Origin of the sequence: Paenibacillus tyrphae (genome assembly GCF_000722545.1) — a bacterium.
GTDB lineage: Bacteria > Bacillota > Bacilli > Paenibacillales > NBRC-103111 > Paenibacillus_G > Paenibacillus_G tyrfis.
On record NZ_JNVM01000042.1, the window covers coordinates 1 to 20,324 of the forward strand.

The 20,324-nt window shown below is 52.6% G+C and carries 16 protein-coding genes, 12 tRNA genes and 1 rRNA gene; 28 read left to right on the forward strand and 1 reads right to left on the reverse strand.

Features of this window, described 5'->3' with window-relative positions; all coding sequences use genetic code 11:
• The first annotated feature begins 116 nt into the window (after nucleotides 1-116).
• From rrf to ET33_RS32415, 13 genes are all read left to right on the forward strand, one after another.
• A 5S ribosomal RNA gene (gene rrf / locus ET33_RS32355) occupies nucleotides 117-233 on the forward strand.
• A gap of 5 nt (nucleotides 234-238) precedes the next feature.
• Nucleotides 239-314: transfer RNA gene (locus ET33_RS32360), tRNA-Asn, on the forward strand.
• Nucleotides 315-317: 3 nt separating this feature from the next.
• A tRNA-Thr gene (locus tag ET33_RS32365) sits at nucleotides 318-393 on the forward strand.
• Nucleotides 394-398: 5 nt separating this feature from the next.
• A tRNA-Glu gene (locus ET33_RS32370) sits at nucleotides 399-470 on the forward strand.
• A 10-nt stretch (nucleotides 471-480) separates the two neighbouring features.
• Nucleotides 481-556, forward strand: a tRNA-Val gene (locus ET33_RS32375).
• 1 nt (nucleotide 557) lies between these two features.
• A tRNA-Thr gene (locus ET33_RS32380) sits at nucleotides 558-633 on the forward strand.
• 15 nt (nucleotides 634-648) lie between these two features.
• Nucleotides 649-723, forward strand: a tRNA-Gln gene (locus ET33_RS32385).
• Nucleotides 724-728: 5 nt separating this feature from the next.
• Nucleotides 729-801: transfer RNA gene (locus ET33_RS32390), tRNA-Lys, on the forward strand.
• 50 nt (nucleotides 802-851) lie between these two features.
• Nucleotides 852-934: transfer RNA gene (locus ET33_RS32395), tRNA-Leu, on the forward strand.
• A 5-nt stretch (nucleotides 935-939) separates the two neighbouring features.
• Nucleotides 940-1,014: transfer RNA gene (locus ET33_RS32400), tRNA-Gly, on the forward strand.
• Nucleotides 1,015-1,026: 12 nt separating this feature from the next.
• Nucleotides 1,027-1,103: transfer RNA gene (locus ET33_RS32405), tRNA-Arg, on the forward strand.
• 23 nt (nucleotides 1,104-1,126) lie between these two features.
• Nucleotides 1,127-1,203: transfer RNA gene (locus ET33_RS32410), tRNA-Pro, on the forward strand.
• 27 nt (nucleotides 1,204-1,230) lie between these two features.
• Nucleotides 1,231-1,301 (forward strand) — tRNA-Gly (locus ET33_RS32415).
• 373 nt (nucleotides 1,302-1,674) lie between these two features.
• Here ET33_RS32415 and ET33_RS40090 read toward each other — a convergent pair.
• The gene (locus tag ET33_RS40090) at nucleotides 1,675-1,917 is read right to left on the reverse strand and encodes an alpha amylase N-terminal ig-like domain-containing protein (protein WP_036692169.1); all 243 of its coding nucleotides are present in this window, start codon (nucleotides 1,915-1,917) and stop codon (nucleotides 1,675-1,677) included.
• A gap of 404 nt (nucleotides 1,918-2,321) precedes the next feature.
• Here ET33_RS40090 and ppc point away from each other — a divergent pair, with 404 nt between their 5' ends.
• The 15 genes from ppc to ET33_RS32490 form a co-directional block, all read left to right on the forward strand.
• Entirely contained in the window at nucleotides 2,322-5,111 is a 2,790-nt protein-coding gene (ppc, locus tag ET33_RS32425) for a phosphoenolpyruvate carboxylase (protein WP_036692171.1), read from the forward strand.
• 353 nt (nucleotides 5,112-5,464) lie between these two features.
• Nucleotides 5,465-6,031, forward strand: coding sequence for an RNA polymerase sigma factor SigW (sigW, locus tag ET33_RS32430; protein WP_036692173.1), 567 nt, complete (start codon nucleotides 5,465-5,467; stop codon nucleotides 6,029-6,031).
• Between the two features lie 83 nt (nucleotides 6,032-6,114).
• Nucleotides 6,115-6,726 carry a zf-HC2 domain-containing protein gene (locus ET33_RS32435; protein ID WP_036692175.1) on the forward strand — a complete coding sequence of 204 codons (612 nt, stop codon included), beginning with the start codon at nucleotides 6,115-6,117 and terminating at the stop codon, nucleotides 6,724-6,726.
• A gap of 140 nt (nucleotides 6,727-6,866) precedes the next feature.
• Nucleotides 6,867-7,673: a diadenylate cyclase CdaA gene (gene cdaA / locus ET33_RS32440; RefSeq protein ID WP_036692178.1), complete on the forward strand. Its 807-nt coding sequence runs from the start codon at nucleotides 6,867-6,869 to the stop codon at nucleotides 7,671-7,673.
• 2 nt (nucleotides 7,674-7,675) lie between these two features.
• On the forward strand, nucleotides 7,676-8,950 hold the full coding sequence (locus ET33_RS32445) for a CdaR family protein (RefSeq protein WP_036692179.1): 1,275 nt from the start codon (nucleotides 7,676-7,678) through the stop codon (nucleotides 8,948-8,950).
• A 90-nt stretch (nucleotides 8,951-9,040) separates the two neighbouring features.
• The gene (glmM, locus tag ET33_RS32450; RefSeq protein WP_036692182.1) at nucleotides 9,041-10,381 is read left to right on the forward strand and encodes a phosphoglucosamine mutase; all 1,341 of its coding nucleotides are present in this window, start codon (nucleotides 9,041-9,043) and stop codon (nucleotides 10,379-10,381) included.
• Nucleotides 10,382-10,904: 523 nt separating this feature from the next.
• The gene (gene glmS, locus ET33_RS32455; protein ID WP_036692185.1) at nucleotides 10,905-12,734 is read left to right on the forward strand and encodes a glutamine--fructose-6-phosphate transaminase (isomerizing); all 1,830 of its coding nucleotides are present in this window, start codon (nucleotides 10,905-10,907) and stop codon (nucleotides 12,732-12,734) included.
• 447 nt (nucleotides 12,735-13,181) lie between these two features.
• On the forward strand, nucleotides 13,182-13,763 hold the full coding sequence (locus tag ET33_RS32460) for a TetR/AcrR family transcriptional regulator (protein WP_036692187.1): 582 nt from the start codon (nucleotides 13,182-13,184) through the stop codon (nucleotides 13,761-13,763).
• Nucleotides 13,764-14,178: 415 nt separating this feature from the next.
• On the forward strand, nucleotides 14,179-14,418 hold the full coding sequence (locus tag ET33_RS32465) for a glycine zipper 2TM domain-containing protein (RefSeq protein WP_036692189.1): 240 nt from the start codon (nucleotides 14,179-14,181) through the stop codon (nucleotides 14,416-14,418).
• A 501-nt stretch (nucleotides 14,419-14,919) separates the two neighbouring features.
• Entirely contained in the window at nucleotides 14,920-15,318 is a 399-nt protein-coding gene (locus ET33_RS32470; protein WP_036692193.1) for a RidA family protein, read from the forward strand.
• Nucleotides 15,319-15,414: 96 nt separating this feature from the next.
• Complete coding sequence (locus ET33_RS32475; protein WP_036692196.1) at nucleotides 15,415-15,939, forward strand: DinB family protein; 525 nt, start codon at nucleotides 15,415-15,417, stop codon at nucleotides 15,937-15,939.
• Between the two features lie 105 nt (nucleotides 15,940-16,044).
• Complete coding sequence (locus ET33_RS32480; protein ID WP_036692205.1) at nucleotides 16,045-16,827, forward strand: alpha/beta fold hydrolase; 783 nt, start codon at nucleotides 16,045-16,047, stop codon at nucleotides 16,825-16,827.
• A 310-nt stretch (nucleotides 16,828-17,137) separates the two neighbouring features.
• Nucleotides 17,138-17,698, forward strand: a complete 561-nt coding sequence (locus ET33_RS32485) for a phosphatase PAP2 family protein (protein WP_051775916.1) — start codon at nucleotides 17,138-17,140, stop codon at nucleotides 17,696-17,698.
• A 64-nt stretch (nucleotides 17,699-17,762) separates the two neighbouring features.
• Nucleotides 17,763-17,933, forward strand: a complete 171-nt coding sequence (locus tag ET33_RS39410; RefSeq protein ID WP_167336454.1) for a hypothetical protein — start codon at nucleotides 17,763-17,765, stop codon at nucleotides 17,931-17,933.
• Nucleotides 17,934-18,253: 320 nt separating this feature from the next.
• Nucleotides 18,254-20,324, forward strand: a 2,071-nt coding sequence (locus tag ET33_RS32490) for an Ig-like domain-containing protein (protein ID WP_235206881.1), incomplete at its 3' end; no start/stop codon positions are given.

Consider the following 20,324-nt stretch of genomic DNA (forward strand, 5'->3'; position numbering starts at 1 on the left):
ATCGGTCGAGGGCTTATCCAAATGATTCACATACGCTTTGTTTCGATCCAGTTTTCAGGGTGCAAGTCGCCTTGAGTTAAAGTAAAAATGTTTCGTGGCAGAAACATTGCAATCCGTTTGGTGATGATGGCGGAAGGGAACCACGCGTACCCATCCCGAACACGACCGTTAAGCCTTCCAGCGCCGATGGTACTTGGACCGCAGGGTCCTGGGAGAGTAGGACGTCGCCAAGCGGTATTCCCTGATAGCTCAGTTGGTAGAGCACTCGACTGTTAATCGAGTTGTCACAGGTTCGAGTCCTGTTCGGGGAGCCATACGCTTCCATAGCTCAGTAGGTAGAGTGCATCCATGGTAAGGATGAGGTCACCGGTTCGATTCCGGTTGGAAGCTCCATTTTCGGCCCGTTGGTCAAGGGGTTAAGACACCTCCCTTTCACGGAGGTAACAGGGGTTCGAATCCCCTACGGGTCATAGTTGTGCTGGAGGCTTAGCTCAGCTGGGAGAGCATCTGCCTTACAAGCAGAGGGTCGGCGGTTCGATCCCGTCAGCCTCCACCATGCCGCTGTAGCTCAATTGGTAGAGCAACTGACTTGTAATCAGTAGGTTGGGGGTTCAAGTCCTCTCGGCGGCACCAGCAACTACACAGTATTGGGGATTAGCCAAGCGGTAAGGCAACGGACTTTGACTCCGTCATGCCTAGGTTCGAATCCTAGATCCCCAGCCATGCATGAGCCATTAGCTCAGTTGGTAGAGCACCTGACTTTTAATCAGGGTGTCGTAGGTTCGAGTCCTACATGGCTCACTTTCTTTCATCACAGCTGCGGAGAGTATGCATTAATCGTTGCAGCATAGGCGCGTATGGCGGAATTGGCAGACGCACCAGACTTAGGATCTGGCGGGAGACCGTGGGGGTTCAAGTCCCTCTACGCGCACCATAGTTGCGGAAGTGGCTCAGGGGTAGAGCATCGCCTTGCCAAGGCGAGGGTCGCGGGTTCGAATCCCGTCTTCCGCTCCATAATTACAATTTGTGCCCTTAGCTCAGCCGGATAGAGCGTTTGACTACGAATCAAAAGGTCGGGAGTTCGAATCTCTCAGGGCACGCCATTTCACATATTTGCTTGACATTTCGGGACGTAGCTCAGCTTGGTAGAGCACCTGGTTTGGGACCAGGGGGTCGCATGTTCGAATCGTGTCGTCCCGACCATTCATTTTTTCGCAATTTTATTTCTATGCGGGTGTAGTTCAATGGTAGAACTCCAGCCTTCCAAGCTGGTAGCGTGGGTTCGATTCCCATCACCCGCTTAGCGTAAAGAACCGTGCTAGAGCATATCGCTTTAGCACGGTTTTTCTTTTTCTTATACGATGCCCCCCCATTATCCCCGCAGCAGAGATTCGGCGCCGTCAATGTAAATCTCGGTACCGGTAAATTCTCGTTGGTCGGCTGGCTACCCCACGGCTCCGTAGGGGCAGGATCGATCGACGGATCTCCATTGGCGAAGCGTTCGGGAATGTTCTGGTAAAAAATTGCGGACTTTGCCCATTCCGGCGCGGCATACATATCGACCTCGCGGATATAGGGAAAATCGTAATAGCCGCCTGGCGGAGCAGGCTGCTCGTCATGGATACCCGACTCCGTCATCCATACGCTCTCCGGGCCCGTACTCATACGAAATCCTTAGGAAATACGGCCATACTTTGGTTTGACACTTGCTTCCCAGTAATCGAAATAAGCGTCCGAAGTGGTTTTTTTCATCGGGTATTCCGCGTAGGTCCGATCCCAGTCGTATTTATCTCCGGTGACCGCCATGATATCCATCACATCGTCCCGTTTCGTGCGGACGCGCAGATGAATGGTATGCTTGTCGTGTGCATAAGCCCAGTTGCTTTGGGACACATGATAAAAGCAATCCCGCAGCATAGCGTCACTTCCTTCTACACATAATTAGGGTAGCCTATCCTCCTCTTAACCTGACGCCGCCCCCGCTAAACAAGGCTTTTTTTAAGGAATAGGGAGATCCATGGGCGAGATCTCGACAGATTTTGCCAACCGCTACAATTCGTTAAAATATTGCGACTGCTCTGCAGTTTTGTTATGATCGTATATAATACCGATCGGGGTTATCTGCTTTTACCATGCGGTAAGCCGTAAGCTGCAAACGACGGGCTTTTAAACGGGAAGAATACTCGTCGCTTAATTTGCTATGCGATCAATCCTATAAATTTACAAAGTTTTTTCGCTTTACCGCATAAATGGACTACATGGTTTCCTAAGGTTGTGCTAAAATAGGGGTTATGATCTTGGCTTAGGGATGGAGGAGAACCATGTCGGATTCAGTCAGTTTGATCAACAAAAACACGTCCAACAATTTGCTTCGCCGCGATGTTCGGTTTTTGGGGCATATTTTGGGCGAGGTGCTGGTTCACCAGGGCGGCAATTCACTGTTTACCATCGTAGAGAAGATAAGAGAGATGAGTAAGTCGCTGCGCGCCCAGTTTACGCCGGAAATGTATGAGGAATTTAAGGATACGATAAACGGCTTGGCTCCGGAGATTCGCCATCAGGTTATCCGTGCGTTTGCCGTTTATTTTCAATTGATCAACATCGCCGAGCAGAATCACCGGATTCGACGCAAACGCGATTATGAGCGTACCGCAGGAGAGAACGTGCAGCCAGGTTCGATTGAGGACGCGGTCCGCAAGCTAAAGACGCTTGGTACGCCCACGGCAGAGGTCCGTGAGATGATCGAGGGGATCTCGCTGGAGCTCGTCATGACGGCGCATCCGACGGAAGCGACCCGCCGTGCGGTGCTCGATATTCATCAGCGGATTGCGGCGGACGTGATGGAGCTGGACAACCCAAGCTTGACGTTCCGTGAGCGCGAGCAGCTGCGTGAGAAGCTTCTGGGCGAGGTCATCACCCTCTGGCAGACGGACGAGCTGCGGGACCGGAAGCCGACCGTCGGCGACGAGGTTAAGAATGGACTGTATTATTTTGACGAAACGCTGTTCGACGTGCTCCCTCAAGTGTATCAGGAGCTGGAACGATGTCTGCACAAGTACTACCCGGAGCAGTCCTGGCACGTGCCGACGTTCCTGAAATTCGGGTCGTGGATTGGCGGCGACCGCGATGGCAACCCTTCGGTCACCTCTACCGTGACGTGGGAGACGCTTACCATGCACCGGGAGCTCGCGCTGCAGAAGTACGAGGAACTGCTGACCGATTTGCTGAAGCATATGAGCTTTAGCAAAAATATCGTCGAAGTGACGCAGGAGCTGCTGGATTCGATCCAGCAAGACCGGGACATGATCGAACTGCCGTCCGATGAAGTATTGCCTAACGAAAAAGAGCCCTACCGCATCAAAGTCCGGTATATGGTCGAGAAAATTCGCAATACGGCCAAACCGAACGTGCCGGCAGGCAAAAAATACAATAATCCTCAGCAATTCAAGGAAGATTTGCTGATTATCGAGCGCAGCTTGCGCAATCATTATGCCGATTTCATCGCCGATGCCTATGTGCAAAAGCTGATTCGCCAAGCGGAGCTGTTCGGCTTCCATCTGGCTTCGCTGGATGTCAGACAGCATAGTAAAGAGCACGAAGCCGCGATGACGGAAATTTTGGCTAAGATGAGCATCTGTTCCGATTACGGCGCGCTTCCGGAAGAGCAAAAGATCAAGCTGTTGACTGATATTTTGAACGATCCGCGGCCGATTACTTCGCCTTACCTCCATTATTCCGAGTCTACGCAGGAATGCCTGGACGTGTATCGCGTCATCCAAAAGGCGCAGCAGGAGTTCGGTAGAAGCTGTATCACAAGCTATCTGATCAGTATGACGCAAGGAGCCAGCGATCTACTTGAGGTACTGGTATTCGGCAAAGAAGCGGGCTTGTACTTGCACGAGCCGGACGGCTCCATTACCTGCACGCTGCAATCCGTGCCGCTCTTCGAGACGATTGACGACTTGCACGCGGCTCCGGAGATTATGACGACGCTGTTCCAAATTCCGGCATACCGGAACAGCTTGAACAGCACGAATCAGCTTCAGGAAATTATGCTCGGCTATTCCGATAGCAACAAAGACGGCGGCGTAATTACCGCCAACTGGGAGCTGCGGGTCGCGCTGCGCAGCATTACGGCGGCGGCGAAGCCGTTCGACGTGAAGCTGAAGTTTTTCCACGGGCGCGGAGGTGCGCTTGGCCGCGGCGGCATGCCGCTCAACCGGAGCATTCTGGCTCAACCGGCCGATACGGTAGGCGGCGGGATCAAAATCACGGAGCAGGGCGAAGTGCTGTCCTCCCGTTATTCCATGAAGGGGATCGCCTACCGGAGCTTGGAGCAAGCGACATCCGCGCTGATCAAAAGCGCGCTGTGGGCGCGTAACCCGCAGGCCGACCCTTCCGAGCCCGGCTGGGAAACGATCATGCGCGACATTTCCGAGCAGGCGCAGCAGAAGTATCAGGATCTGATTTTCCGCGATCCGGACTTCCTGACCTTCTTCAAGCAGTCCACGCCGCTGCCGGAAATTGGGGAGCTCAATATCGGCTCCCGCCCGTCCAAGCGGAAAAATAGCGACCGTTTCGAAGACCTCCGGGCCATCCCGTGGGTGTTCGCTTGGACGCAAAGCCGTTATTTGCTGCCCGCTTGGTATGCTTCAGGCTACGGGCTGCACAGCTTCTACCAAGGGAATCCGGAAAACCTGCGCATCCTGCAGGAGATGTACAATAATTGGGCGTTCTTCCGTTCGCTCATTGACAACTTGCAGATGGCGCTCGCGAAGGCCGATCTGCTGATCGCTAAAGAATACGGCAGCATGATCGAGGACCAGTCGATTGCTGAACGGATTATCCGAATGATCGAAGAAGAGTACGAACGGACGTCGGACCTGATTCTGAAAATTACCGGCCAGCAGGAAATTTTGGACAATGTTCCGGTCATTCAAGAATCCATTCGTCTGCGCAATCCGTACGTCGATCCGCTGAGCTATATGCAGGTTCAGCTCCTGTCGGAGCTTCGCCCGCTGCGCGATCAGGGAGGCGACGATTCGCTTCTGCTCCGCGAAGTGCTTCTTACGATTAACGGAATTGCCGCTGGACTTCGCAATACGGGCTGATGCTTATCAACCTGCGAACCGAAAGCCGGGGAGCTTGGCTTTATGCCGAGCAGCCCGGTTTTTCTCATGTTTGGTTTCATTAGGTAGGCCTTCGGCCGAAACCAAGTGCCGTCGTTGATCGTAAGAATTTATTAATAGATCGCAGAATGGTGAAGCTGCTAAAGTGCGAATATGGAGGGGAGCGGCGCACGATTTCTTTTGGGAAGAGACTGTACAGGCGGTGCAGTCATTTGGTATTCTTTTACTAGTAAACGGAACGGTGATCGAAGAAAGGTCAGGCGTTGTCCGGAAGAATCCGAATTTGACCGTTGGCAAGCCAAGCGGATCCAAGCTCGGAGGTTGGAGGTAGGTCGGTGAATCAAATGGACACCCGGCTCGCCAAGCTCGCCCGGAGCGGGGATCGAGCGGCTTTTGCCGAATTGGTGGAGCTGTACAAGGATAAAATTTACCATCTCGCCTATCGTATGCTGCATAACCGTCATGAGGCGGAGGAGATCGTGCAGGAGACGTTTTTGCGGGTGTACACGAATTTGGAGCGTTATGACGAGCAGCAGAAGTTCTCGACTTGGATATACCGGATCGGGACGAACCTGTGCATCGACCGGCTTCGCAAGCGGAAGATCAACTATTCGCTGGACGCCGAGATGAGTGACGGGGAAGGCAGCGACTGGTATTCCGCCCTGCCTAGCCGCGAAGAAACGCCGGATAATCAGGTGGTGCTGTCGGAGACGCAGGAGCAGATTCGTGATTCGATCAAGACGCTGCCGGAGAAATACCGGGCGGTCGTGATTTTGCGTTATCTCCAGGACTTGTCGCTTCAGGAAATTAGCGATGTGCTGGCGATGCCGGTAACGACAATAAAAACCAGATTACACCGGGGCAGGGAATTTTTGCGTAAAAAATTAGAGCAGGTTTTGTAGCTGTTTTTTGAAACATCTCTCAGCTTCGAACGTATTGTATGAAACAACTTGATCTAATGGACAGAAGAAAGGAGTGGCTCAGGATGAATTGTGAGGAAGCCCTCCCTTTGCTGCATGAATATTTGGACGGGAGCTTGGAAGGAAGGGAAGCGGCGGCGCTCAAAGAGCATTTGCTTGTTTGCCCGGAATGCCGCAAGCGCCTGCAGCAGTTTGAGAAAGTGGAAGCGTTGATTCATGCTTGGCCGTCGCAGAAGGTGCCTGAAGGCATGACGGAGCGGATCATGCAGGCGCTGCCACCAGTCAAACGGCATAATCCATGGTACCGGTGGATCCGTAAGCATCCGGCGGCCTCGGTGGCGGCGGTCTTTTTTCTTGTGATGCTGTCGACCCTCGTTTCCTCATGGAACGATGATCGCGAATTGCTCGTGAAGGGAAATGACCTGCAGTCGGTCGTTATTAAAGGGGATACGGTCTATGTGCCGGCAGGCAGCAAAGTGGCAGGAGATTTAACGGTAGAGAACGGAAAGCTGCAGGTGGACGGCGACATCGCGGGCAACATTACGGTGATTGACGGATCGGTTCAGCTGGCCTCGACGGCGCATATTTCCGGGCATATTCAACAAATCGACGAAGCCTTCAGCTGGCTTTGGTACAAAATGAATCGGTGGGCTGGAACTATTTCAGGAATGAAATAGGCCAAGCGACCCAATTTTTTAAAATCCTCCCTTACGCGTGGTAGAAAGGGAGGGTTTTTTGTTGTAAATATGGTATGATCTAAGGAAGGGGAACACTATAAGGGAACCGATATGACGGAGGCAGGCTTGGGGGCAACGCGATGGATTGGATTACGGAAATCGATATCAAAGATATTATCGATATATTGATCGTCAGCTACGTCATTTATAAATTGATTTTGGTGGTCCGGGGAACCCGCGCCATCCAATTGCTCAAAGGCATTTTTGTCGTTGTCGTCACTTGGGCACTCAGCTCATGGTTTAAGCTGAATACGCTGCAGTGGATGATGAATCAAATGTTCACCTTCGGGCTCGTCGGGGTTTTTATCATCTTCCAGCCGGAGCTGCGAAGGGCGCTGGAACAGCTTGGCCGCGGCAAGCTGTTCAGCCGGACGAACGTCGAGGAAGATACGGAAGTGAACCGCCGGATCAACGAGGTGCTGAAGGCCGTTACCTATATGGCCCGGCGCAAAATCGGAGCGTTGATCGTATTCGAGCGGGATACGGGACTTACCGACTATATCGAGTCGGGCATCGCGATCGAATCACAAATCAGCTCGGAGCTGCTGATTAACATCTTCGTGCCGAACACGCCGCTTCATGACGGAGCGGTTATTTTAAGGAAGCATCAGTTGATGGCGGCCGGCTGCTACTTGCCGCTGTCCGAAAATCCTTTTATCAGCAAGGAGCTCGGGACGAGGCACCGGGCGGCGATCGGGATGAGCGAGGTGTCAGATGCGATGTGCGTCATTGTGTCCGAGGAGACGGGAGCTGTCTCGCTCGCGATGAACGGCCATATTTTGCGGGATGTGAAAGAGGATGCTTTGTTGGCCAAGCTGTTCGAGGAACTGAAGCCGAAAGCGAAGACGAAGGAAAAACGCTCCATTTGGAAATGGAGGCGACGCTAGATATGGATCAATGGCTGCGCAACACGAACGTCGTAAAGGTTATTTCGTTGATTATAGGAATCATGCTGTGGGCGGTTGTCCGTGCAGACAACGCTCCGATCGCGGGGACGAGCGGAGCAGGTATTTTGGAGGAAAAAATCGGGAACGTCGCGGTGACGCCGAAGTATGATACGGACCAATTTTATGTCGTGCAGGTCGATCCCCCGCAGGTGACGCTAAGCCTAACGGGCAGGGATTCCGCCCTAAAAAAGGTCATGAACACGGGGACCTATTCGGTGGAGCTGGATCTGACCAAGGTAGGTAAAGGGGAGTATCTACTCCCGGTCACTCCGGTAGGCTTTCCGTCGAATGTGACCGTGAAGGCAACGCCGGCCAATGTCCGGGTCGTGATCGACGATAAGAAAAATAAATCGATGCCGGTTACCGTCAATGTGACGGGAATCCCCGCTGTCGGGCTGAAAGCCGGGCAGCCGGTCGCGAAGCCGAAGCAGGTTACCGTATCCGTCCCAAGTCGCATCTATGATGAAGTGGAATCGGTTCGCGCGGACGTCAATGTAGAGAAGGCGTCATCGCCGGTTTCCAGCAAGGTGAAACTGGTGGCCTATAACAAGGACGGCAAGCCGATTGAGACCGCCGTAATCAATCCGGCCGTGGTAGAGGTCGAAGTGCCTATCACCAGCCCGTTCACGCTCGTGCCGCTCCAGGTGAAGCTCGTGGGCGAACCGCCTCGGGGCTACGCCGTAGCTTCTGTCCGGCAGAGTACGGATAAAGTCACAGTATTCGGTCCGCAGAACGTGCTGGATCGGTTGGAATTTTACGAAGGACCGCAGGTGAATCTGGGCGATCTGAAAGAAGATAAGGAGTTCACTCTGCCTATTCCGCCGCGAAATAACATCAAGCAGCTTGACCCGGATAAAGTGACGGTGAACGTCGCGATCGTGCCTTCGGTAACGAAGACGCTGGAGGCGATCCCGCTGTCGATCATCGGGCAAAACGACGGCTTTGATACGAAAGTCGTGCTTCCGGAGTCGGGGCAGCTGAACCTGACCGTCGAAGGGGCCAAAGAGCTGATTGACAAGCTGAAGCCGCAGGATGTTCAGGGGATTCTCGATGTGAGCAATTTGCCGCCCGGCAAGCATGAGGTGCCGGTGACCTGGAATTTGCCGACATTTGTGAAGAAGGGGCCGCAGCAGGATTTCAAAGCGACGGTAGAGATCAGCGCGAAGCCCGGCAAGCAGCCGGAAGCGCCGCCGGCTACCCCGCCTGCCGCGCCCTAGAATTTGGGTAAGATTTGACCGTTTGGGATGAATCGGTGATAATGGGAAGTAGTTTGTTGACATAAGGCACTGCAAGGGGAGAGAGATTCGATGGGGAAATATTTTGGTACGGACGGTGTCCGTGGAGTTGCGAACCAAGGGTTAACCCCGGAGCTCGCGTACAAAATCGGCCGTTGCGGCGGCTATGTCTTGGCAGGTAAAGTGGAGAAGCCGAATGTCGTGATCGGCCGCGACACACGGGTGTCCGGTCCGATGCTGGAGGCGGCGCTGGTCGCAGGTCTGTTGTCTATCGGCGCTAATGTTATTCGCCTCGGCGTGCTGAGCACACCAGGCGTAGCTTATTTGACACGCGAGCTGAAGGCGGACGCCGGTGTCATGATTTCGGCCAGCCACAACCCGGTGGAGGACAACGGAATCAAGTTTTTTGGCGCGGACGGCTTCAAGCTGTCCGATGAGACGGAGCTCGAGATCGAGCGGCTGATGGATGCGGCAAACGACGAGCTGCCGCGGCCGACTGGCGGAGCTATCGGCAATGTGATCGACAATGAAGAAGCAAAATTCCAATATTTGAGCTATATTCAATCGACGGTAACCTCTTCTTTCAAGGGCTATCGTATCGCATTGGATTGCGCCAACGGCGCGGCTTACGAGCTGGCGCCCAAAGTATTCAAGGCGCTCGGCGCGGAAGTGATTACGATGGGAGCGGAGCCGAACGGACGCAATATCAACGACCACTGCGGTTCGACGCATCCCGAAGATCTGCGGAAGCTGGTGGTTGAGAAGCAGGCGCATATCGGGCTTGCTTTCGACGGGGATGCGGACCGCCTGATTGCGATTGCCGAGAACGGCGAAGAGGTGGATGGCGATTTCATCCTGAGCATCTGCGGTCATGCGATGAATCAGGCCGGTACGCTGCGCGGCTCGACGATCGTGACGACTGTCATGAGCAATATCGGGTTCTTCAAAGGCATCGAAGCGGTAGGTCTGAAGGCGGCGAAGACCGCGGTAGGCGACCGTTACGTGATGGAAGAAATGCGCAAAGGTGGATATAACCTGGGTGGCGAGCAGTCGGGCCATGTCATTTTCCTCGACCACATTACGACGGGGGACGGCATTCTGACGGCGCTGCAGCTTATGGATACGCTGGTGAAGTCTGGTAAAAGCCTGAGCGAGATGAAGGGCATTATGCGCAAATATCCGCAAACGCTCGTGAACGTGCGTGTAGTGGATAAAAGCAAGCTCAACAACAATCCTGCTGTCGAAGCGGTTATTCGTCAAGTCGAAGACGAGCTGGGCGACAATGGCCGGGTATTGGTGCGTCCTTCCGGGACGGAATCGCTGATCCGCGTCATGGCCGAAGGACCGGACAAAGACCGGGTCGAAGCTTACGTGCAGCAGATCGCCGATGTGATTCAGCGCGAGCTGGTGTAACCGGGTTAACGCGGGAGAAGGAACGTTGCTCGGGCATTCCCGGCGACGCGGAATTCGAGGTCCCGGGCGCCGGCAAGGCATCCGGGATTTTCGCTTACGCGCATGGCGGAAATGAAAGCCGATGAAAATAGAGGTTGCGCTTTCGGACCAAAATGAATAAGATTGGTATAGAATCTTACTCTAAACGGAAAGGTGGGGCGGGGTTACTTAGCAAGACAAGCGCCAGGACTGGATGGCTTATCCGGGGCTGCTTGATTTTCTGCGAATTCGGTCACAGGGTCTGTCGCCGCGGGAAGCGGCGGGTAATGGACTCCACTATCTCTTAGACAACGCAGGAAGCGGGTATCTCAGGTTGGCACCAGTTGACGAGGTGAAGGTGTTCGAAACATTCGGCGGGGACCTTCCGGCCATCGATCCAGCCGTATCGTCAAAACTGAAAACGTCCGGGCGACCGGACCGACAAAGTTATTGACGGGATCTTACGAAATTTTACTTTCTTTGACAATCAGGAGGTCCTGAACATATGTGTGGTATCGTCGGTTATGTGGGAAAACGGAATTCCCAAGATATATTGATTGACGGCTTGAAAAAACTGGAGTACCGCGGGTACGATTCGGCTGGCGTAGCCGTGTATACGACCAATGGTCTGCAGGTGAAGAAGTCGAAAGGCCGTTTGGCCGTATTGGAATCGAAGCTCGGCGAGAAGCCGCTCAGCGGAACGATCGGGATCGGTCATACGCGCTGGGCGACGCACGGTAAGCCGTCGGATGAGAATTCGCATCCGCATACGGATAATTCGTTTAAATTTTCCGTCGTACACAACGGCATTATTGAGAATTACATTTCTCTCAAGGAAGAATTGATCGCGCAAGGCCATGTATTCGTTTCGGAGACGGATACGGAAGTTATTTCCCACTTAATCGCAAGCTTGTACGAAGGCGATATCGTAAAAGCGGTACAGAAGGCGGTTTCGCGCATGAAGGGCGCATTCGCGCTGGGTGTACTGACCGAATATGAGCCGGATAAGCTCGTTGCGGTTCGGTTGTCCAGCCCGCTCATTATCGGTGTCGGCGAAGGCGAGAACTTCATCGGCTCGGACATTCCGGCGATCCTCGAATATACGCGAAACGTGTATATTTTGAACGACGGTGAGATGGCCGCTTTGACGCGTGATGGTGTCGAATTAATGACATTGGAGGGGAATTTTATTTCCCGGGAATTATTCCATGTCGATTGGGATATCGTAACGGCGGAAAAAGCCGGATTCGATCACTTCATGCTGAAAGAAATTCATGAGCAGCCGAAAGCTTATCGTGATACGATGGGCGCCCGCTTGGATGAAAGCGGCAAGAAGGCCGTGCTGAACGAAGTAGGCATGACGCCGGAGCAAATCCGCGCTATTCGGCAAGTCCACATCGTGGCTTGCGGTACGGCTTATCATGCGGGTCTGGTCGGAAAATCGGTGATCGAGAAGCTGGCACGGATTCCGGTAGAAACGGATGTCGCTTCGGAATACCGCTACCGCGCTCCGATTATTACACCGGAGACGCTTGTCATCGTCGTGAGCCAATCCGGCGAGACGGCGGATACGCTCGCTGCACTCCGTGAAGCAAAACGCTGCGGCGCGCGGGTGTTGGCTATAACGAACGTGGTCGGCAGCTCCGTTTCCCGGGAAGCGGATGATGTGATCGTCACGTGGGCCGGTCCTGAAATTGCCGTAGCCTCCACAAAGGCGTATACGTCGCAGTTGATTGCCTTTTACCTGCTCGGGCTGTATTTGGCCCAGACGCTCGGCACGGTGGACGAGGCTTACATTGCCGAGGTCGTTGCATGCCTGCAGGAACTGCCGGAAAAGGTCGAGAGCATTTTGGCTCAAGCCGATACGATCAGGGCGATTGCCGAGCAAGTGTCGACGCATGACAATCTGTTCTTCATCGGTCGCGGATTAGATTATGCCGTGGCTCTGGAAGGTTCCTTGAAGTTAAAGGAAATTTCTTACATCCACTCCGAAGCATACGCTGCCGGTGAGCTTAAGCATGGAACACTTGCGCTCATCGAGGAAGGCATCCCGGTAATCGCTTTGGCGACCCAGGACGACCTCTTCGAAAAAACCGTCAGCAACATCAAGGAAGTCAAAGCGCGCGGCGCGCACGTATTCGGCATCCATGCCGAAGGTGACGCCGAGCTTGCCAAGGTGGTCGACCATACGTTCGCGATCCCGGCGACGCTGCCGCTGTTGACCCCGGCACTATCCGTCGTGCCGCTGCAACTGCTCGCGTATTATGCGTCGCTGGCCCGTGGCAACGATGTCGACAAGCCGCGGAACTTGGCGAAGAGCGTGACGGTGGAGTAGTTGGGTGTATCAGCCCAACAGGAGGAACTGAACGAACTACATCAAGATTCTGAACCCCGTAATTATGTATTTCACATAATTGCGGGGTTTTCTTTATTGTTTGAGAAAATAAAGTATATTTTCCTGTATGGTTTGAATTGGGTTTCTCGAGTAGCACGGCAAATCTAGTAGTAGACAGGCTATAAAAATGCCGTTGAAAAATAAGAATCGACTGTTGACAGACCGACTGGCGGTCTGTAATATGTAATTAAGGAACCGACGGTCGGTATGCAACTCCTGAACCGAATCAGCTTAGGAGGCTAGAAAATATGACGGAGCAACTGTTAAATTTAATTGAGGAACGCTTAAGCTAATGGATTTTTGCAAACCGGGAGTCGGTATGTTAGAGTGGGAAATGCCATAATGGACTTGAAAAAATATGTGCAAATAAGGCTAGGGTGATAGGTTATGACAACCGGAAACACGACTTTTCATACAATCATGGATACTACGGAGAGATTAATTCAGGAGAAGGGGTGCCGACAAACAACGCTTCAAGATATCATTCGGGAAACCGGTCTGTCCAAAGGTGCCATTTACCATTATGTATCGAGCAAGGACGAATTGTTGGGACTCATCTTGAAATCGCGTGTAGAACAGTTAAATGAACAGTTCACGGAGATTGTGAATAGCCCTCAGTCTTCGGGACTGGGCGATCCCCTGCAGCTCATTGCCGAGGGTATGGTACGCTCGTCCAATCATCAGAACGTGACGAACTTGATCTTTATATATCTGCTAGGGCAGATGGACAATCCGAAGGTTGCGGAAATCGTTCAGGAAGTCTACGGCTATACGATGCAGATCTGTACAAGATGGATCGATATTGGGAAACTGCACGGTGTCATTCCTGCTGAAATCGACAGCGACGTAACCGCAGAGATGTTTGCCATGATCTTGTACGGGCTTCGCGTCAGAAGCACGATTACCCAAAAGTCAGGTCCTTTTGATACTAAAGATTTGGCGGCTTTCATGAGGCGATCGCTGAGTTAAGGGAGGACCCAGCGCAGCCGCGGCAACGCAAGCAGGCATCGATGGCTGGGCCGGGTCTACGGGGTTGCGGTCTTGTGAATGTGTTGATCGTTCCATACATCGCAATTTACGCAACCAGCGGACGAAATTCCACAGCGGCCTTCCTTGTTCTGAATGGTTTTTGGCTGGTGACGACTGTGAACGGGATACGGCATATTTTATTTTGAACATGGGATTTAATGAAATATACATTTGTAGGGATAGGCGTATACGTGCTGGTCGTTCCAATGCGTATCTAACGATACATAATTAGCTGCTCTTTGTTTTTTTTTGCTGCGAAAGAATTCATTCACATGGGCTAGGGCAAAATATCTTGAGGAAGCGCTGGAAAGTAATCAACGGCGTATCCTACAATAAAGCGAGGAGGCGAGAACAAATGGCTAAAAACGGCGAACAAAAACGGGATAACGCTACTGGAACTAATACAAGTAACATGGCTGATACCGACACAGGAGAAGCTGTAGGTACTGTTGGTGGAGGTGCGGTAGGCGCTGTCGTAGGTTCCGCTTTGGGACCCATCGGAACCGTTGCAGGCGGTATAGCTGGAGCGGCGCTGGGGAACAAGGTCGGCGAAAATGCCGCAGGCGACGAAGAGACTTCGAACCAAACAAAATAAAACAGGCTGGTTGGTAAAAGTTAATGGGGGGCCGGGGAACCGGCCCCTCGACCAATATCCGTTAAACATTCCTGTTTTGGTTGTTGTAATGCTCCGATGGTGGAGCAAGGCCAACTATGTTATGCGAATGAACTAAGGGAAACGATGGGTTCAATAAAACAGCGACAGTCTGGGACTTTGTTTCTTGTCCGTGGGCTGTCGCTATTCCGCTTTTCTATGTCAGTCGGCTGCATGGGGTATGCTGGCCGTTTTTTGTGCTGGCACAGCACATGGTTAAAATTGACTCCATAAATGTTATGGATTATATTTTAGTAAAGCCACTCTCTTCGCATTTATAAAGAAAGGAGCGTTCGATCCATGAAGAAAAAGTCGTTAAAGTTCATATCTTGTGGATACGGATACTCTACTGCTGTTTTTTTCTAGAATTCATTTTACGGGTGAAGTGTGCCCGAAGATGATGGTAAAAAATAGCATAAATTATAAGATGCGAGGTAAATTCAAATGGAACAAGCTAAGATCGTTAGAAAAAATCCGGCAGGGATGCCAAGTCCGGTAGGGAACTACACCCATATTACAAAAATCCCTAGAAATGCAGAGCTGTACGTTACTTCCGGTCAAATCGGCGTAGACCGAAATGGCATCATCCCTGAACCTATGAACGAACAGATCAAGAATACGTTCGACAATATTAAAACTGTTTTACATTCCGAGGAATTAACGTCGGAAAATATTATTAAGGTTAATATATGGGCTACCCAAAAAATAGATTGGGATTATCTGGATGCCAAGTGGGATGAGTTATTCGGCAGAAATTATCCCGCCATGACGATTGGTTATATTTCTGAATTAGGGCTGCCAGAAATAAAAATAGAAATTGAAGTATGGGCAGCTAAAGTCTAAGCAACTCTCTTTATCCACCCCCACGTAAAAGCCGTGCTTTGACGTGGGGTTTTTATTAATCATTCTTGGACGAATGGAGAAGAAAGGAGCAGTTGTATGAATTTTCATTTGAAAGAAGCGATTGAGGTTCTGGAGCGTACGCCGCAAACATTGGAGTATTTTTTATCCGGTTTGTCGGACGGATGGGTGCAGTGCAATGAAGGCGAAGGAACGTGGAACGTCACTGAAGTGATTGAGCACCTCATTGAGGGAGAAAAAACGAATTGGGTCCCGAGGTTGGAGTTTATTCTTCAGGAAGGCGAAAGCAAACCGTTTCCGCCACTTGACCGTTATGCCCACTTGAATGAACAAGCAGAAAAATCGTTTGAACAAAAGCTGCATGAATTCAAAACGATCCGAGCCTCAAATATAGCCAAACTTAAGGAGCTTGTCGACCCTGAAGCGCATCTCGAATTGACGGGCATCCACCCTGCACTTGGGGTCGTCAAGCTGAGAGAGCTGCTTTCCACATGGGTTGTTCATGATTTAACCCACATGGCTCAAATCGTTCGAGTCATGGCTGAGAGATACCGGGCGGACGTCGGGCCATGGAAACAATATTTAGGGATATTAAAAAAGTAGTGATGGTAACCGACACGGAAATCAGACAAAGATAGGTATTCACCTATGGTTGCCCAGATGAGTATCTTATTGTTGAAGATACTTGATTCGTACGGGGGAATCTGTGTGGGAACCTTTGTTAATGTAGAGCCGGGTGTAAAATTATATGTGGAGGATATCAATCCGGGGGGAAGCAAGACCATTGTTTTTATACATGGTTGGCCGTTAAGCCATAAGCAGTTCGAGTATCAATTTGATGTTCTTCCCGCAATGGGATACCGCTGTATAGGAATTGACTGGAGGGGGTTCGGCAATTCGGATAAGCCGATAAGCGGGTACAATTATAACCGATTGGCAGATGATATCCGCGCGGTAGTCGGTGCGCTTCAATTACATGACTTCACGCTCGTAGGTCACTCCACAGGCGGTTCGATCGCGATTCGGTATGTGTCCCGGTACAAGGGCCACGGAGTCTCTAAACTTGTCCTTGTTGACGCTGCGGCTCCTATAGGCTTTACACCGGAGACTGCCAATAAGTTCCTTCATGAGGCGTTAAATGACCGCCCTAAGATGATGCGGGAGGTCACCGACGGCTTTTTCTTCCAGTATATCACCGCTCCGTTCTCAGAATGGTTTTTTCAATTGGGATTACAGGCAGCAGGCTGGTCGACCGCGGCTGTCGTCGTTATGCTGAGAGATGAGAAGCTGGATGCCGACCTGCCGCTAGTATCCGTGCCCACTTTAATCGTTCACGGCATTCACGACAAAGTCATTCCCTTTCAACAAGCTCAAGAACTCCATCGAAAAATAAGAGATTCGCAGCTTGTCCCGTTTCACTATAGCGGCCATGGCCCTTTCTGGGAGGAGCGGAGCAAGTTTAACCAGGTATTGAGTCATTTTATAAGTTAAATAGAATATTCAATGACATGACCGGGATTCCTTGATAAATAAGGAGTTCCGGTCTATTTCTTTATGCTGGTTAAAGCAATAAATACCCCTTTTTAGGTATGGAAGCGTGGCAGTGCCGGCTTTATTGTTAAGCTTATGGACTGAGGCGTGCGAAGGGTGAAAGCCATGTCCATGCCTATTTCATTTGAGCAGATAACATCGGTGGAGGGGTTACTTGAATAGGTGCAATGTCATATATGCATATTTGTTGAGCCTGCTCACAGCCTGTGGGTTTGGGATCATTGCGCTGGCGGTTAAGGGAGATCGGCTGTTGGCTTTCGATCAAAGCATCTCGTCCTTGATCCAGAGCTGGGAGTCCGCGGGATGGACCCGAGTCATGAAAGGGTTCAGTTGGATCGGTTCCACTATGCCGATTATCGTGCTTTCGCTTGGGATGATCATCGTGCTGTATGTTTTGTTAGGCCGGCGGAAGGAGCTTCTTTTGTTTATTGCAGTGATTGGCGGTTCTACGGCAGTAGGTTATGTTTCGAAATCATTGTTCGCTCGGGAGAGACCGAACTTTCACCGGCTCATGGAGGAAGACGGGTTTTCGTTTCCGAGCTCGTCGTCGGTTGCCGCCGTCGCTTTGTATGGCATTATCGTTTATTTGTTGTGGAGCCATATCCGAAACCGCACAGGAAAAATAGCGCTCGCGGCGGCGGCCATCTTCATGATGGTCTGCATCGGTCTGAGCCGAATTTATGTGGGAGTACATTACCCGAGCGACGTTATCGGCGGCATGCTGGCAGGCGCGGCTTGGCTGTGGCTGTCGATCGCCGTGTACAAGCATCTCTCCGATTCCCATGATCAAAGCACCAAGTTATCGATGTAGTCTGTTTTGTTAACATAGCTTATGATTTATGGCAGTAAAATTAAAGAGGCTCGGGTGAAAAAAAGTGGAAAATGCCCTTATTGCTTTTGTCAGCATTATGGTCTTGGGAGGAGTTATCTTCTACAGCCTTTGGTGGGAAGGCGGGAATGTAGGCTTTAAATTTGCAAAGTGGTTTTTTGGTATTTTTTTCGTAGCGGCTCTGGTTGTTGGCGGCTACACCTACTTTATGAGTTAAGGGTATGGAAATTTAGCTGCATTAAGTAAACTTGGCACCAAGGCAAGAACGGAGGATATGTGATGGAAGGCTTGAAGCGGAATAAGCGATGGATCGCGATCGTTCTTATATTTATGCTCACACTAGGATTGGCTCCCGGCGGGAAGGGGGTTGCTGCGGATTCACCTGTGTTGGATCAAGAGCAGGCAATGGGTGCCGGAAATGTTTTTGTTAACCGTGATTTACCCAGATATCAGACATTTACTCCTGCTATTAGCGGTAATCTTAATAAGATTGAGCTTAACATATTCGATTATTACGGTGGAATCGGGGCATTACGGTTGGGTATCTATAAAGAAGGCGATCTTGGGACGCCGCTTGCCACAGCAGAGTTAACGTCGTACAGCCCAGGCTGGATGGCGTTCGATTTCTCTGGAGCATTGCCTTACTTGAAGAAAGATACGATGTATCGAATAGTTGCCTCTACGGAAAATGGAGGTAGTGCGGGTTTTGGGTGGTACGGCGTTAGCGGCGATCGCTATAAACGAGGTTACTCGATGGCGCCAGGGTACGACTTTTCCTTCAGGACCTACATGATTCCGGATTATTCGATATCTCCGGGGGAGAGTGAGGTTTCCAGCGCGCAGTTCAGTCTCGCAGCCGATGGGACAAGTCAGACGACGGTTACCGTGAAGTTGAAGGACGCGCAGGGCAATGCTTGGCCGACCGGAGGGTCGGCGGTTGCGATCACGTCGACGTTAGGGACGGTTAGCGCTGTAACGGATAATCAGGATGGTACCTACACGGCGACGCTGACAGCGCCGACGACGGTAGGCAACGCGACGATCAGCGCAACGGTCGGCGGCATTCCGATAGCGAAAACGGCAAGCGTCCAGTTCGTGCCAGGAGCGCCGTCGGCGGCGACAAGTACGGTCGTTGTGGGCAGCGGTTCTTTGCCCGCAGACGGAACGAGTCGGACGTCGGTCAGCGTGAAGCTGAAGGACGCGCAGGGCCATGCGTTGACGAGCGGAGGCGCGACGGTCGCCATCACGTCGACGTTAGGCACAGTTAGCGCTGTAACGGACAACCAAAATGGCACCTATACGGCGACGCTGACTGCGCCGACAACGATGGGCACGGCGACGATCAGCGCGAAGGTCGGCGGCAGTCCGATAGCCTCGACGGCGAGTGTCCAGTTCGTGCCGGGAGCGGCGTCGACAGCGATGAGCACGGTTGAAGCGGGCAGCGCTTTCTTGACCGCGGACGGGGCTAGCCAGACGGCGATTAGCGTGAAGCTGAAGGACGCGCAGGGCAATGCATTGACGGCCGGAGGAGCCGCGGTCGCCATTACGTCGACGTTAGGGACGGTCGGCACTGTGGCAGACAACCAAAATGGCAGCTATACGGCGACGCTGACGGCGCCGACGACGGTAGGCACCGCGACGATCAGCGCAGCGGTCGGCGGCAGTCCGATGGCCTCGACAGCCAGCGTCCAGTTCGTGCCGGGAACGCCGTCGGCAGCAGCGAGCACGGTCGAAGCGGCCAGCGGTTCCTTGACCGCGGACGGAGCTAGCCAGACGACGGTCAGCGTGAAGCTGAAGGACGCGCAGGGCAATGCATTGACCAGCGGAGGCGCTGCGGTTGCCATCACGTCGACGTTAGGCACAGTTGGTGCGGTCACGGACAACCAAAATGGCGCCTACATGGCGACGCTGACGGCGCCGACGACGGTAGGCACCGCGACGATCAGCGCGAAGGTCGGCGGCAGTGCGATAGCGTCAACGGCAAGCGTCCAGTTCATGCCGGGAGCGCCGTCGGCGGCGAAGAGCACGGTGGAAGCGGGCAGCGCCTCCCTTGCGGCGGACGGAGCCAACCAGACGACGATTAGCGTGAAGCTGAAGGACGCGCATGGCAATGCATTGACCAGCGGAGGTGCGGCGGTTGCCATAACGTCGACATTAGGGACAGTTAGCGCTGTAACGGACAACCAAAATGGCATCTACACGGCGACGCTGACGGCCCCGACGACGTTGGGCACCGCGACGATCAGCGCGACGGTCGGCGGCAGTGCGATAGCCTCGACGGCAAGCGTTCAGTTCGTGCCGGGAGCGCCATCGGCAGCGGCGAGCACGGTGGAAGCGGGCAACGCCACTCTTGCGGCGGACGGAGCCAGTCAGACGACGATTAGCGTGAAGCTGAAGGACGCGCATGGCAATGCATTGACAAGCGGAGGCGCTGCGGTTGCCATCACGTCGACGTTAGGGACGGTTAGCGCTGTAACGGATAAGCAAGATGGCATCTACACGGCGACGCTGACGGCTCCGACAACGGTGGGCACCGCGACGATCAGCGCAACGATCGGTGGCAGCGCGATAGCCTCGACGGCAAGCGTCCAGTTCGTGCCGGGAGTGC

What these genes read in the sequence shown, in the direction of transcription:
- glmS (WP_036692185.1), top strand. Translation starts at nt 10,905, where the DNA reads ATGTGTGGTATCGTCGGTTATGTGGGAAAACGGAATTCCCAAGATATA.
- ET33_RS32475 (WP_036692196.1), top strand. Translation starts at nt 15,415, where the DNA reads ATGAATTTTCATTTGAAAGAAGCGATTGAGGTTCTGGAGCGTACGCCG.
- cdaA (WP_036692178.1), top strand. Translation starts at nt 6,867, where the DNA reads ATGGATTGGATTACGGAAATCGATATCAAAGATATTATCGATATATTG.
- ET33_RS32445 (WP_036692179.1), top strand. Translation starts at nt 7,676, where the DNA reads ATGGATCAATGGCTGCGCAACACGAACGTCGTAAAGGTTATTTCGTTG.
- ET33_RS40090 (WP_036692169.1), bottom strand. Translation starts at nt 1,917, where the DNA reads ATGCTGCGGGATTGCTTTTATCATGTGTCCCAAAGCAACTGGGCTTAT.
- ET33_RS32470 (WP_036692193.1), top strand. Translation starts at nt 14,920, where the DNA reads ATGGAACAAGCTAAGATCGTTAGAAAAAATCCGGCAGGGATGCCAAGT.
- ET33_RS32465 (WP_036692189.1), top strand. Translation starts at nt 14,179, where the DNA reads ATGGCTAAAAACGGCGAACAAAAACGGGATAACGCTACTGGAACTAAT.
- ET33_RS32435 (WP_036692175.1), top strand. Translation starts at nt 6,115, where the DNA reads ATGAATTGTGAGGAAGCCCTCCCTTTGCTGCATGAATATTTGGACGGG.
- ET33_RS32460 (WP_036692187.1), top strand. Translation starts at nt 13,182, where the DNA reads ATGACAACCGGAAACACGACTTTTCATACAATCATGGATACTACGGAG.
- ppc (WP_036692171.1), top strand. Translation starts at nt 2,322, where the DNA reads ATGTCGGATTCAGTCAGTTTGATCAACAAAAACACGTCCAACAATTTG.
- glmM (WP_036692182.1), top strand. Translation starts at nt 9,041, where the DNA reads ATGGGGAAATATTTTGGTACGGACGGTGTCCGTGGAGTTGCGAACCAA.